The 13,052-nt window shown below is 60.5% G+C and carries 17 protein-coding genes and 1 pseudogene; 12 read left to right on the top strand and 6 right to left on the bottom strand.

Annotated features, from left to right (window positions below):
* Window positions 1–81 precede the first annotated feature (81 nt).
* Window positions 82–921, bottom strand: a complete 840-nt coding sequence (galU, locus tag V3W39_RS30005; protein WP_003212579.1) for a UTP--glucose-1-phosphate uridylyltransferase GalU — start codon at window positions 919–921, stop codon at window positions 82–84.
* A 306-nt stretch (window positions 922–1,227) separates the two neighbouring features.
* Here galU and V3W39_RS30000 point away from each other — a divergent pair, with 306 nt between their 5' ends.
* The gene (locus tag V3W39_RS30000) at window positions 1,228–1,413 is read left to right on the top strand and encodes a hypothetical protein (RefSeq protein WP_010171394.1); all 186 of its coding nucleotides are present in this window, start codon (window positions 1,228–1,230) and stop codon (window positions 1,411–1,413) included.
* Window positions 1,414–1,558: 145 nt separating this feature from the next.
* Window positions 1,559–1,843, top strand: coding sequence for a hypothetical protein (locus V3W39_RS29995; protein ID WP_003212581.1), 285 nt, complete (start codon window positions 1,559–1,561; stop codon window positions 1,841–1,843).
* On the opposite strand, the gene V3W39_RS29990 is transcribed toward V3W39_RS29995, so the two are convergent.
* The 4 genes from V3W39_RS29990 to V3W39_RS29975 form a co-directional block, all read right to left on the bottom strand.
* Complete coding sequence (locus tag V3W39_RS29990) at window positions 1,844–2,074, bottom strand: hypothetical protein (RefSeq protein WP_010171395.1); 231 nt, start codon at window positions 2,072–2,074, stop codon at window positions 1,844–1,846.
* Window positions 2,075–2,139: 65 nt separating this feature from the next.
* Window positions 2,140–3,060, bottom strand: coding sequence for a c-type cytochrome (locus tag V3W39_RS29985; protein ID WP_330213918.1), 921 nt, complete (start codon window positions 3,058–3,060; stop codon window positions 2,140–2,142).
* Entirely contained in the window at window positions 3,057–3,707 is a 651-nt protein-coding gene (locus tag V3W39_RS29980; protein ID WP_330213917.1) for a c-type cytochrome, read from the bottom strand. Before V3W39_RS29980 ends, V3W39_RS29985 begins: the two co-directional genes overlap by 4 nt.
* 195 nt (window positions 3,708–3,902) lie before the next feature.
* Window positions 3,903–4,253, bottom strand: coding sequence for a hypothetical protein (locus tag V3W39_RS29975; protein WP_003212585.1), 351 nt, complete (start codon window positions 4,251–4,253; stop codon window positions 3,903–3,905).
* A gap of 213 nt (window positions 4,254–4,466) precedes the next feature.
* Here V3W39_RS29975 and V3W39_RS29970 point away from each other — a divergent pair, with 213 nt between their 5' ends.
* The 5 genes and pseudogenes from V3W39_RS29970 to ada all read left to right on the top strand — a co-directional run bounded on the left by V3W39_RS29970 (window position 4,467) and on the right by ada (window position 7,555).
* Window positions 4,467–4,769 carry a DUF1883 domain-containing protein gene (locus V3W39_RS29970; protein ID WP_003212586.1) on the top strand — a complete coding sequence of 101 codons (303 nt, stop codon included), beginning with the start codon at window positions 4,467–4,469 and terminating at the stop codon, window positions 4,767–4,769.
* Between the two features lie 11 nt (window positions 4,770–4,780).
* Complete coding sequence (locus V3W39_RS29965; RefSeq protein ID WP_177046340.1) at window positions 4,781–4,945, top strand: hypothetical protein; 165 nt, start codon at window positions 4,781–4,783, stop codon at window positions 4,943–4,945.
* An 82-nt stretch (window positions 4,946–5,027) separates the two neighbouring features.
* Window positions 5,028–5,744, top strand: a pseudogene (locus tag V3W39_RS29960) (2OG-Fe(II) oxygenase).
* Window positions 5,734–6,414 carry a DNA oxidative demethylase AlkB gene (gene alkB / locus V3W39_RS29955; RefSeq protein WP_177046437.1) on the top strand — a complete coding sequence of 227 codons (681 nt, stop codon included), beginning with the start codon at window positions 5,734–5,736 and terminating at the stop codon, window positions 6,412–6,414. Before V3W39_RS29960 ends, alkB begins: the two are co-directional and overlap by 11 nt.
* Before the next feature lie 76 nt (window positions 6,415–6,490).
* Window positions 6,491–7,555 (top strand): bifunctional DNA-binding transcriptional regulator/O6-methylguanine-DNA methyltransferase Ada, encoded by a 1,065-nt coding sequence (gene ada / locus V3W39_RS29950; RefSeq protein WP_177046439.1) that lies wholly within the window; start codon window positions 6,491–6,493, stop codon window positions 7,553–7,555.
* Window positions 7,556–7,561: 6 nt separating this feature from the next.
* Here the strand turns inward: ada and V3W39_RS29945 are convergent, their stop codons facing one another.
* Window positions 7,562–8,146, bottom strand: a complete 585-nt coding sequence (locus V3W39_RS29945; RefSeq protein ID WP_330213916.1) for a CGNR zinc finger domain-containing protein — start codon at window positions 8,144–8,146, stop codon at window positions 7,562–7,564.
* A gap of 175 nt (window positions 8,147–8,321) precedes the next feature.
* Between V3W39_RS29945 and V3W39_RS29940 the strand changes: the two genes are divergently transcribed.
* The 5 genes from V3W39_RS29940 (at window position 8,322) to modC (ending at window position 13,029) form a co-directional block, all read left to right on the top strand.
* The gene (locus V3W39_RS29940) at window positions 8,322–9,200 is read left to right on the top strand and encodes an alpha/beta fold hydrolase (protein ID WP_294736517.1); all 879 of its coding nucleotides are present in this window, start codon (window positions 8,322–8,324) and stop codon (window positions 9,198–9,200) included.
* Between the two features lie 110 nt (window positions 9,201–9,310).
* Window positions 9,311–10,375: an NAD(P)H-dependent flavin oxidoreductase gene (locus V3W39_RS29935; protein WP_330213915.1), complete on the top strand. Its 1,065-nt coding sequence runs from the start codon at window positions 9,311–9,313 to the stop codon at window positions 10,373–10,375.
* Between the two features lie 120 nt (window positions 10,376–10,495).
* The gene (gene modA, locus V3W39_RS29930) at window positions 10,496–11,263 is read left to right on the top strand and encodes a molybdate ABC transporter substrate-binding protein (protein ID WP_256352355.1); all 768 of its coding nucleotides are present in this window, start codon (window positions 10,496–10,498) and stop codon (window positions 11,261–11,263) included.
* Window positions 11,264–11,944, top strand: coding sequence for a molybdate ABC transporter permease subunit (modB, locus tag V3W39_RS29925; RefSeq protein ID WP_003212595.1), 681 nt, complete (start codon window positions 11,264–11,266; stop codon window positions 11,942–11,944).
* 5 nt (window positions 11,945–11,949) lie between these two features.
* A complete protein-coding gene (gene modC, locus V3W39_RS29920; protein WP_330213941.1) occupies window positions 11,950–13,029 on the top strand; it encodes a molybdenum ABC transporter ATP-binding protein in 1,080 nt (359 codons plus the stop codon).
* The last annotated feature ends 23 nt before the right edge of the window (window positions 13,030–13,052 follow it).

Below are 13,052 nucleotides of genomic sequence, written 5' to 3'. Positions count from 1 at the left end.
ACAGCATACCTGCTTACATGGGGCCGAAAAACGAAAAAGCCACCCGAAGGTGGCTTTCTCAGATCAGGCAGGCAACGTGAATCAGTAAGCCTTGCCAGTCTTGTAGAAGTGCTCGTAGCAGAAGTTGGTCGCTTCGATGTAGCCTTCAGCGCCACCGCAGTCAAAGCGACGACCCTTGAACTTGTAGGCAATCACGCAACCGTCTTTAGCCTGCTTCAACAGGGCGTCGGTGATCTGGATCTCGCCACCCTTGCCCGGCTCGGTTTCTTCGATCAGCTTGAAGATGTCCGGGGTCAGGATGTAGCGACCGATGATCGCCAGGTTCGACGGAGCGTCTTCCGGCGCCGGTTTTTCAACCATGTCGCGTACGCGGATCAGGCCATCACCAATATCGTCGCCGGCGATTACGCCGTACTTGTTGGTTTCCTGAGGGTCAACCTCTTGAACTGCAACGATGGTGCAGCGGTACTTCTGGTACAGCTTGACCATCTGGGTCAGGACGCCGTCGCCTTCCAGGTTTACGCAAAGGTCATCGGCCAGTACCACGGCGAACGGTTCGTCACCGATCAGCGGGCGACCGGTCAGGATCGCGTGGCCCAGGCCTTTCATTTGGGTCTGGCGGGTGTAGGAGAACGAGCACTCGTCGAGCAGTTTACGGATGCCGACCAGGTATTTTTCCTTGTCGGTGCCCTTGATCTGGTTTTCCAGCTCGTAGCTGATGTCGAAGTGGTCTTCCAGGGCGCGTTTGCCACGACCAGTCACGATGGAGATTTCGTTCAGACCGGCATCCAGTGCCTCTTCAACGCCGTACTGGATCAGTGGCTTGTTCACCACCGGCAGCATCTCTTTGGGCATGGCCTTGGTCGCTGGCAGGAAGCGAGTGCCGTAACCGGCTGCTGGGAACAAGCATTTCTTGATCATATGAGTCCTTACAAAGGGCTGTGCGTACGAAATTCGGCGCAGTCTAATCAGGCCGCAGTCACCTTACAATGGGTCCTGCTGGCGTTGCGATGTCAACATAGAGAAAAAATGTCGGCGTAAGTTCCGCCGGCATTCAATCAAGTGCCTTCGACGCTGTTAAAAATCGTCGGCTTGCGCCCGTCATTCAAAGGGCTTCAACCTTTTTAGCACGCTTTATGGCGATCGGCACTGACCTGCAACAACTTGCGCCGCCCCACGCCGTTTGGCGCTATCATTGCAGCCTGAACCAAACAACGAGATTGATAGATGTCAGAACCAAAAGGCGTGAACGGCTACCTGATCACCAAGCGAGCGGATGGCTGGCACCTGATCAACTTCCACGGCGACAGCGTTGCCGGGGCATTCGCGAGCGAAGCCCAAGCCATAGCGGTGGCCGAAGTGTTTGTGGATGAAGCAGGCCACGCGTCGAGCAAACGTCCCAAGACCAAGTAATACCCGCAGTAACGCCAATCAAGCCTCGTTTAACGGGGCTTTTTTGTGTTTGTCTGTACGTTGATGGCGGTTCGCTATAATCTCGCCTGAAACGCCCCACGACAGTGTCCGCGCTCCCCTCCAACACCCTGATGACGACTCCTACATGAACAAGATCCTGGCACTGATTGCGGTACTGGCGCTTACCGGTGGCTGCACCACCACCTCCGACACCGTCCTGAAAAATGGCGAACAAGGGCTGGCCATCGATTGCTCCGGCGAAGCCAACTCCTGGGCCAGCTGCTATGAAAAGGCGGATGCGTCCTGCGCGGGCACCGGCTACCGGATTGTCGGCACCGAAGGCACGCCGGCCCTGAAAGAAAGCGACAAGACCCTGGGCAAGGATGTGGGCAACTATAAAACCCGCAGCGTGACCGTCGTCTGCAAATAATTACATGTGAATTTCGGCGAACTTGATCCCCAGGCCGCGAATGGTCTCGATCAGGTCGTCCAGGCGAGAAAAGGATTCGACTTCGTCCTGGTCATCCACCAGGAAATAGCTGCGGCCGCCGCTCTTCTTGAAGAACACGATCCACTCGCCCGTATCCGCGGGATTTTGAATCACATGGGTCGCAGAAATATGCCCCCCTGCATGTCGTTCTCTGACTTGCTCACGCTTCATGACTGAACTTCCGAAAAGACAATGCCGCTGTTTCAGCGGCATTTTTTGTGTGGATTATCGACAGTTTAACGGATGCCTTGGCCGATCAGCACGCCATCGACCGTCTGCCCGTAAAGATTGACGCCATCATTGGCGTGAAACTTCACCCGGGTTTTCTCCACGGAGCCCTCCACCAGGCGCGGATCCTGAGGCCGCTCGTGGCTGTTCACATAGCCCGCTACGTCCCACGCCTGCTGATCGGTCAAGCTGCCGCCCTGGCCCAGGGGCATGTTGTGCTTAATGAAGGACGCTGCCGTGTTGATCCGGTGCATACCGGCCCCCCAGTTGTAGGAGTCTTTACCCCAGAGCGGCGGCATCACATAGCTGTCACCGACTTTCTGGCCCTGGCCTTCGGCACCATGGCACACCGCGCACTGGCCTTTGTAGACCTCCGCGCCCTGGGCCAGGTTGTAACCCTTGGCGGGAGTCGGCACATCCGGATAGCCACGCCCCGGCAACTCGACACCCAAAGGCGCCTTGCTCGCCAGCCAGTAGGCATACACCGACAGCGCGGTAATCTCCGGGCTGTCTGCAGCCGGTGGCGTGCCGCCATTCATGCTGAACTGGAAACAGCCCTGCAGGCGCTCGGCAAAGGTGTTGACCTTGTCGTTCTTTTTTCGATAGGCCGGGTACATCGGGTAGGCACCCCACAGCGGCGCGGAGTTGGCCAGGCGGCCCTGGTCCAGGTGGCAGTTGCTGCAATTAAGGCCATTGCCGACAAACTGCGGCGCCAGGCGCTTGGTGTCGACAAACAGCGCGTAACCCTGTTTCACCAGTTTGCCATAGGCATTGTCCGGCAGTTCACTCTCTTTCGGCGGCTGGAACTGCGCTGCAGCGGGGTGAGCGGCTGGCTGCAACTGTGACTGGTCCTCCATGGCGATGGTCGCGGCATGGGCCGGCACACTGATCAGGGTTCCCAGCAACGCAGCAAACAAGAAGCGCTTCATGGCTTGGCCTCCTGGCCGCTCAACGACGCAAAATAGGTGGCCACGGCCTGCACTTCTTCAGCGCTGAGGGATTTGGCGACATGCCCCATCAGATCGTTCGGATCGTTATGGCGTGTACCACTGCGCCAGGCGTTCAACTGCCCCGCCAGGTAGGCTGCCGATTGGCCGGCCAAGGGTGGAAACGCATCGCCGACACCCACGCCGGCCGGCCCATGACAACTGACGCAAGCCGGAATCTGGCGCTCCCATGCGCCTTGCAGGGCGATTTTTTGCGCAGCGTCAGTGGGCAAATCGCTGCGGTGCATCGGGGCAGGCGCCGGCGCGGGCATTGCCGCCAGCGCCTGGGTCACGGCGCTGATTTCTTCTTCCGTCAGTGCGCTGGCCAGCGGTTGCATCACGGGACTGTTGCGCGTGCCGCTTTTGAAATCCTGTAGTTGCTTGCGCAAATAACCCGCAGGCAAACCGGCCAAGCGCGGAAAACCCGCCGCCGCCAGCCCCAGGCCATCAGCCCCGTGGCAAGCCACACAGGGCGCCGCTCCCGGCTGGGAACCGCCCTGAGTAAACACGTTTTTTCCCTCTAGCGCGTGGGCATTGCCCAATAACAGCAGTAACGCGCCACCCATCAGAACTCGTTCCAGAGACATCATCACGACTCCATTTTTATAGTTATATGCTTAGGCGAATTAGGCATAAGCCTACAAATGGTAGGGTAATGGTCCGATAGCTACAACACTCAAAACCTACAGAAAGGGACTACGCACAAAAAACACGCACAAAAAACCCGACACTGCGATTGCAGGCCGGGCTTTTTGAGCGGATTCGAAGGTGTGCGGCTTACAGGCTCAACCGGAAATGCAAGCCTCCCCCGCTGCCTTCACGTCACCTGGGCGAATAGGCACATTGGACATGCTCTCGTAGAGCTTGATGCTGCTGCCGCTGGAGCGCTCTTCAATTTCGAAGATAGCCGACGGATCAGCAGAGAACTTCTGCGGCACAATCACTTGCACACCATCCTTGTGGGGCTCGATCTGCGATGGCCGGCGGGTTTTGGACAGTTTCTGGACCACACACGCCGCGTATTCCTGCGGCTTTTTGCCAGAGATCACTGCCAGCGTCGGTGGGGTCTGCTTGATATCCGCCACCGAAGCACATCCACCCAACGCCAGGGCCAGAACCAACACACTCCACTTCATATAAAAAACCTCCGATAAAGACCCTACGACAGCGGGGAAGGTATTTTTCTCCCGCCCACGTTGGATTTATCCCTGATAACTCGGTAAATAACTGTTTTAAATTGTCGAAGTCGTCGACGACGGTCCGATAATAAACGTGCTGGGGCTGATAAACTCTATCTTAACCTACGTATCGTTCTGATTTTTCAGAAAAAGCCCTTCTGGAGACACCCCATGAAATTCATCCACCAGCGCGAACACCTTAATGAGGGAGACATTGTCGTCATTGAATGCTCGCAAACCTGCAACATCCGCCTGATGAGCGACGCCAACTTTCGCAGCTTCAAGAACGGCGGCCGCCATACCTACCACGGCGGCGCGTTTGACAAGTTCCCGGCAAAAATCACCGCGCCGAGCACCGGGTTCTGGAACATTACCCTGGACGTCGTGACCCGCCGCGCCATCAGCGTGACCAAGAAGCCGACCTTGTCCCACAAGATCCGCATCGTGCGCCGTACCAATTCTAAACTGAGCTGACAGGAATGCCCGTGACCACCACCAAATATGTGATCAAGTACAAACTCAACGGTGAGCGCCGTTTCGAATTCGCCCAACTGCAAGCTGGCAGCATCGAGGAAGCCAAGGAAGCCCTGGCGAAAATCCACGATGCCAGCGATGAAATCACTGATATCAATGTAAGCAAGGCCCTGTAATTCGAGCGCAAGCATCGGAGTGTCATGACACGGGTGACTTCCTAGACTGGCCGCCTTTATCCGCTGCCACAGGAACTCGTCGATGTCTTCTACCCCACTGCAAGAGCGCCTGGCCAATCTGGACTGGCGCGCGATCGAGCAGGACCTCGATCAACAGGGCAACGCACTGATTCCTGCCTTGCTGAATCAGCATGAGTGCGCTGAACTGAGCGGCCACTATCCCCGACACGACCTGTTTCGCTCCCATGTGCTGATGGCCAGGCACGGCTTTGGCCGGGGCGAGTACAAGTATTTCCGCTATCCGCTGCCACCACCGATCAGCGAGCTGCGTGAACAGCTGTATGGGTACCTGGCGCCCCAGGCCAATCGCTGGAACGAACAGATGAACCTGCCCATCACCTACCCGGCCGATCATGCCCGGTTCCTCGCCCGTTGCCACGCTGCCGGCCAGCAGCGCCCTACCCCGTTATTGCTGTAATACGGCCCGGGCGACTACAACTGCCTGCACCAGGATCTGTATGGGGAACACGTGTTTCCCCTGCAAGTTGCCATCCTGTTGTCCCAGCCGGGAGAGGACTTTCGTGGCGGGGAGCTGGTATTGACGGAACAACGCCCAAGAATGCAATCCCGGGCGCAGGTGGTCCCGCTGAACAGGGGCGACGCGGCGATCTTCGCGGTCAACCAGCGGCCGATGCCCAGTGTGAGGGGGTTTCATCGGGTGACCTTGCGTCATGGGGTCAGTGTTCTGCACAGTGGCACGCGGCATACCTTGGGAGTGATTTTTCACGATGCGCAGTAAGACCCATCCCGGCACCACCGCCGATCTGTTTGCCGACGAGGCCTTGCAGCAGCCCTCGGGCCGCGAACAAATCGGTGAGCAGTCCTACGTCCTCAGGGGTTATGCCCTGCCCTGGGTCGAGCGTTTGCTGCCGGAACTGCGACGCGTATTGGCTCAATCGCCGTTCCGGCAAATGGTCACGCCGGGCGGCTTTACCATGTCGGCGGCGTTGAGCAGTTGCGGCGAGTTGGGCTGGACAACCGACCCTACCGGCTATCGCTACTCTGCGATTGACCCCAACAACCAACAACCCTGGCCAGCCCTGCCTGCCACATTGCGCCAACTCGCCGTGATGGCGGCGGCAGATGCGGGTTTCGATGACTTTGAGCCGGATGCCTGCCTGATCAACCGGTATGTGCCCGGGGCCAAAATGTCCCTGCACCAGGACAAGAACGAGCGCCGCTACGCAGCCCCTGTGGTATCGGTATCACTGGGGCTGCCGGCGATCTTTCTGTTCGGCGGCCATGAACGCAGCGACAAGACGCAAAAGGTCTCGTTGTTCCATGGCGACGTGGTGGTGTGGGGCGGTGTGGATCGCCTGCGGTTTCACGGCGTCATGCCGATCAAGCCTGGCACGCATCCAGTCATGGGGCCGCAACGCATCAACCTGACATTCCGAACCGCCGGATGAATTTGACCGCAAGCATCGGAGTGATGCGAATGCCCCACGGGACTAACCTGGCACTCTTCATCCAGGAGCCATCACCATGACCGCGCCTCACGCCACCGAACTCGATCCCCGCTGGGCCGCCATCGTCGCCCGCGACGCCAGAGCCGACCTCACTTTCGTCTATGGCGTGAAAACCACCGGTGTGTACTGCCGCCCCAGCAGTTCCGCACGGCGGCCGCGCCCGGAGAACGTCGAGTTCTTTGACACCCCGCAACAGGCCGAAGCCGCGGGCTACCGGCCCAACAAACGTTCGTCGGGAGACCAGACCCAGGTGGCTGCACGCCATGCACAACTGGTGGCCGCCGCCTGCCGGCACATCGAACAGGCCGAAACCTTGCCGCCCCTCGAAGCCCTGGCCGACCTCGCCGGCTTGAGCCCGTTCCATTTCCACCGGGTGTTCAAAGCGGTGACCGGCCTGACACCCAAGCGCTACGCCAGCGCCCATCGCTCGCGCAAGGTACGCGACGGGCTCAAGGACCAGCACTCGGTGACCGATGCGCTGTATGACGCCGGGTTCAACTCCAACAGCCGCTTTTACGAGGCTGCCGACCAATTGCTCGGCATGAAGCCTCGCGACTACAAGGCGGGCGGCACCAACACGGACATTCGCTTTGCCGTCGGCGAATGCTCATTGGGCGCAATCCTGGTGGCGCAGAGCAATCGCGGCGTGTGCGCGATCCTGCTGGGGGATGACCCGGACAAACTGGTGCGTGACCTGCAGGACCAGTTTCCTCGCGCCAACCTGTTGGGGGCCGATCATGACTTCGAGCAACTGATTGCCCAAGTGGTGGGTTTCATTGAGGCGCCGGCCCTGGGCCTGGACTTGCCCCTGGACCTGCGCGGCACCGCGTTCCAGGAACGGGTCTGGCAGGCCCTGCGGGAAATTCCGGTGGGTTGCACCGCCAGCTACGCCGAGATCGCCCAGCGTATCGGCGCACCTACCGCCTACCGCGCCGTGGCCCAGGCCTGTGGCGCCAACAGCCTGGCCGTGGCGATTCCCTGCCACCGTGTGGTGCGCGCCGACGGTAACCTGTCGGGCTATCGCTGGGGCGTTGAGCGCAAACGGCAATTGCTGGAGCGCGAAAGCCCGGCAGAATCCTGAAGACGGTTACTGGAGTTTACGTTTGCGAAACTCCGCTACCTTATGCCGGTTGCCACACAGCGCCATGCTGCACCAGCGGCGCTTGTGGCCCTTGGTACGGTCGTAGAACCACAGCACGCACTCGGGATGCTCACAGGTGCGAATCAGGCCGAAATCCCCTTCCACCAGCAACGTCGCGGCGGCTTCGGCAATCGGCGACAAGAATTGCTCAGCCGTTTGCTGTTTGCGCTGGCGCTCCAGGCGTAACTCACCGGGCGCCGGCCAAGCCAGCTGCGGGTGGCTGACCGCCTTGCGCAAAAATCCATTCAGTGCGCCAGGGTCGCCCTGCTCACCGGCCTTGCGCTGTTCCAGCAACAGCCGGATCACTTCCCGCAATCCTCGCGCCGCGCCCAGCAAAGCGCCCTTCTCGAACACCGGCACCGCGCCCTCATCGCACCAGCCAAGTCGCACCAGCCAGCGTTCGACATCGCCATCGCCTTGCCAGAATTCAAAGGGCACGCCGTCGACATTGGCCCGGGTGTTGAGCATGTCCAGCACCGGGTGGTCGGCCAGAACGTAGGGTTCCAATGGGGATGAGGTGATAGCGGTCATGGCGGGTCCTCTGCAAGTCCGCGTCATCGTAACCGTTTATTGCGCTTTTGGATAGTTACAGAATGCGCAAAAAAGTAACCCTATAAATTAATTTGACAGGTTACATTTTCCAGCGCAGGCTGAAATCCAGTAACCCAAAAAATAAATTTATCTAGTTACAGAGAGGACTCCGATCATGTCGATTACCGCCCCAGTGGTTCGCTACCAGCACGTTGATGCCGATGGCGTGCGCATCTTCTACCGCGAAGCCGGTGACCCGTCCGCCCCCGTGCTGTTGCTGCTGCACGGCTTCCCCAGCTCGTCCCACATGTACCGCGACCTGATCCCGCTGCTCGCCACGCGTTACCGGGTCATCGCGCCGGACCTTCCAGGCTTCGGCTTCACCGAAGTCCCCGCCGAACGCAATTACCGGTACAGCTTCGACAACCTGGCGATCACCGTCGGCCACTTCGTCGACGCCCTGCAACTGAGCCGTTATGCCCTCTACGTGTTCGACTACGGCGCACCGGTAGGCCTGCGTCTGGCGGTGGCGCACCCGGAACGGGTCAGCGCGCTGGTGTCGCAGAACGGTAACGCCTATCTGGAAGGTTTGGGTGATGCCTGGGCACCGATTCGCGCCTATTGGGCAGAACCAAGCCAGGCCAATCGTGAGGTGATCCGCAATGCGGTGATCAGCCTGGAAGGCACGCGCTATCAGTACCTGCATGGCGTTTCGCAACCGGAGCTGGTTGCACCGGAGTCCTACATGCTTGACGTGCTGTTGATGCAGCGCCCCGGCAATGACGAGATCCAGCTGGACCTGTTCCTCGACTACCGTAACAACCTGACGCTGTACCCGGCGTTCCAGGCGTTTTTCAAGGCCACGCAAGTGCCGGCGCTGGTGATCTGGGGCCAGAACGATCCGTTCTTCATCCCGCCGGGCGCCCATGCCTATAAACGCGACAACGCGAACGCAGTGGTGGAATTGCTCGACACCGGCCACTTCGCCCTGGAAACCCACGCCGCACATATTGCCCAGCGGATTCATGAGGTATTGGGCCACGCCATCGATTGATGGTCGCCCACGAAACACTGGATTCGTCCAGTGAATAATACAGACTGGCCTGGTGCTACTTGGCCCTGCTAAAACGACGGTACAGCATTCCATCGTTGGAGAAGCGCCCCATGAGCACCTGGCCAGACACCCGAATTCTTGACCTGCTGGGCATTGAGCTACCCATTATTCAGGCGCCCATGGCCAATGCCACGAGCACCGCCATGGTGATCGCCGCCAACGCGGCCGGCGCCCTCGGTTCGATGCCGGCCGCCGCGCTGAGCATCGAGCAACTGCGTGAAGCGCTGGCCACTATCCGCCAAGCCAGCACACGACCACTGAACGTCAATTTCTTCTGCCACCAGCCTCCCCCGCCGGATGCAGAACGCGACCGACAGTGGAAGAACCTGCTGGAACCCTATTACCGCGAACTGGGCGCCGACTTTGACGCCCCGACGCCTGTGTCCAACCGCGCCCCCTTCAACAACGCCGCCTGTGAAGTGGTAGAGGAATTGCGCCCGGAAGTGGTGAGTTTTCACTTCGGCCTGCCGGAAAAATCCCTGCTGGAGCGGGTCAAGGCCACCGGGGCGAAAGTACTCTCGTCGGCGACCACCGTGGAAGAAGCCATCTGGCTGGAACAGCACGGCTGCGACGCAATCATCGCCATGGGCTACGAAGCCGGCGGTCATCGCGGGATATTCCTCGGCGACAACCTGAATAGCCAGATTGGCACCATGGCCCTGGTGCCACAGATCGTCGACGCCGTGAGCGTGCCGGTGATTGCGGCCGGTGGTATCGGGGATGCACGGGGCATTGTCGCCGCCTTGGCCCTCGGCGCGTCGGCGGTACAGATCGGTACGGCCTACCTGTTCACCCCCGAGGCCACCGTCTCGAAGTCACACCACCACGCCTTGCGCACGGCACAAGCCAGTGAAACCGCGCTGACCAACCTGTTCACCGGGCGCCCGGCGCGGGGCATCATCAACCGGGTGATGCGCGAGCTCGGCGCGATCAACCCGACGGCCCCGGCGTTTCCGCTGTCCGGCGGTGCGTTGATGCCACTCAAGGCCAAGGATGAAGCCGGCTTCAGTAACCTGTGGTCGGGCCAGGCACTGCGCCTCGGCAAAGACATTTCAACCTATGACCTGACGCTGGAACTGGCCGCGCAGACCCTGGAAAAACTCGGCCGGCGCTGAACCTGAACTCCCGGGGCAACTTTGCACTGTACCGGCAGTGGCCAACCGCTATATATTCCCATACATAGCGGTAGACCCCCTCTGCCTATAACAAGCCGCAAACCCCCAAGGAGCTTCTTGATGATGATTCGCGCCTCACGCCTGGCCCCCACGGCCCTTGCCACCCTGATCGCCGCGTTTGCCTTCGCCTCGGCGAATGCCGATGAAGTACAGGTGGCCGTGGCTGCCAACTTCACCGCCCCGATCCAGGCAATTGCCGCCGACTTTGAAAAAGACACCGGCCACAAACTGGTCGCCGCCTATGGCGCCACCGGCCAGTTTTACACACAGATCAAGAACGGCGCGCCGTTTGAAGTGTTCCTCAGCGCCGACGACACCACCCCGCAGAAACTCGAGGCCGAAGGCGACACCGTCAAGGGCTCGCGCTTCACCTACGCGGTCGGCACCCTGGCGCTGTGGTCGGCCAAGGAAGGCTACGTGGATGCCAAGGGCGAGGTGCTGAAGAAAAATCAATTCCAGCACCTGTCCATCGCCAACCCGAAAGCCGCGCCTTATGGCCTGGCCGCCACCCAGGTGCTGGCGAAGGAAGGCCTGACCGAGAAGGTCAAGGACAAGCTCGTTGAAGGCCAGAACATCACCCAGGCCTATCAGTTCGTGTCCACCGGCAACGCCGAGCTGGGTTTTGTCGCGCTGTCGCAGATCTACAAGGACGGCAAGGTCACCAGCGGTTCGGCCTGGATCGTGCCGTCGTCGATGCATGACCCGATCAAGCAAGACGCCGTGATCCTTAACAAAGGCAAGGACAGTGCCGCCGCCAAGGCCCTGGTTGAATACCTGAAAGGTCCGAAAGCCGCCGCAGTGATCAAGTCCTACGGTTACGAGCTGTAAATGCCGCTGTCGAGTGCCGATTTTTCCGCGATCTGGTTGACCCTGAAACTGGCGTCGCTGACCACGGTTATCCTGCTGATCATCGGCACTCCGATCGCCCTGTGGCTGTCGCGCACCCGTTCGTGGTGGCGCGGCCCCATTGGCGCAGTGGTCGCCTTGCCGTTGGTGTTACCGCCTACGGTGATCGGCTTCTACCTGCTGCTGACGATGGGCCCGAACGGCTATTTCGGCCAGTTCACCCAATGGCTGGGCCTGGGCACCCTGACCTTCAGCTTCGCCGGGCTGGTGATCGGCTCGGTGATCTATTCCATGCCGTTTGTGGTGCAGCCGTTGCAAAACGCTTTCTCCGCCATCGGCACTCGCCCACTGGAAGTGGCCGCGACGTTGCGGGCCAATCCCTGGGACACCTTCTTCACGGTGATCCTGCCCCTGGCACGCCCGGGGTTTATCACCGCGTCGATTCTCGGTTTTGCCCACACTGTCGGTGAGTTCGGCGTGGTGCTGATGATCGGCGGCAATATTCCAAACAAGACCCGGGTGGTCTCGGTGCAGATCTACGACCACGTCGAAGCCATGGAATACGCCCAGGCTCACTGGCTGGCCGGGTCCATGGTGGTGTTTTCATTCCTGGTGTTGCTGGCGCTCTACTCCAGCCGTAAAACCAAAGCGGGCTGGAGCTGATGTCGATGATCGAGGTGCGCCTGCAACTGAAGTACTCCGGGTTTGCCCTGGACGTCGACCTGCAATTGCCCGGTCGCGGGGTGACGGCGCTGTATGGCCATTCCGGCTCCGGCAAGACCACCTGCCTGCGTTGCATCGCCGGGCTGGAACGGGCCGAAGAAGGCTTCGTGCAGATCAACGACGAGGTCTGGCAAGACAGCCGCAAAGGCCTGTTCGTGCCACCCCACAGGCGCGCCCTGGGCTATGTGTTTCAAGAAGCCAGCCTGTTCCCGCACTTGTCGGTGCTGGCCAACCTGGAGTTCGGTCTCAAGCGCATCCCGCGCGCGCAACGGCGGGTCGACATGGCCCACGCGACGGAGTTGCTGGGCATCGGCCACTTGCTGGACCGCCACCCGCAGCACCTCTCCGGCGGCGAACGCCAGCGCATCGGCATTGCCCGCGCGCTGCTTACCAGCCCGAGCCTGCTGCTGATGGACGAACCGCTGGCGGCACTGGACAGCAAACGCAAAAGCGAAATCCTGCCGTACCTCGAACGCCTGCACGATGAGCTTGAGATTCCGGTGCTGTACGTCAGCCATGCCCAGGACGAAGTGGCGCGCCTGGCCGATCACATCGTATTGCTCAGCGACGGCAAGGCCCTGGCCAGCGGCCCCATCGGCGAAACCCTGGCCCGGCTGGACCTGCCCATGGCCCTGGGCGACGACGCCGGCGTGGTGATCAACGGCACCGTCAGCGCCTACGACGCACACTACCAATTGCTCACCCTGCAACTGCCCGCCAGCCAACTGCAGATGCGCGTGGCCCATGCGCCGCTGGCGCTGGGCAAATCGTTGCGCTTCAAGATCCAGGCCCGGGACGTCAGCCTGAGCCTGCAGGCCGAGGAGCACAGCAGCATCCTCAATCGCCTGCCGGTGACGGTGACACAGGAGATCCCGGCGGATAACGCCGCCCATGTGCTGGTAAGCCTCGATGCGGCCGGCACACCGTTGCTGGCGCGCATCACCCGGTACTCACGGGACCAGTTGCAACTGCATCCGGGCCAGACGTTGTGGGCGCAGATCAAGGCGGTGGCGGTGCTGGCCTGAGTTGCACTATGCGTGGTTCGCAA

Source organism: Pseudomonas sp. Z18(2022), assembly GCF_036346535.1.
Lineage (GTDB): Bacteria > Pseudomonadota > Gammaproteobacteria > Pseudomonadales > Pseudomonadaceae > Aquipseudomonas > Aquipseudomonas yamanorum_A.
Note: the sequence above shows the minus strand (reverse complement) of the source record. Positions and strands in the feature narration are given on the sequence as shown.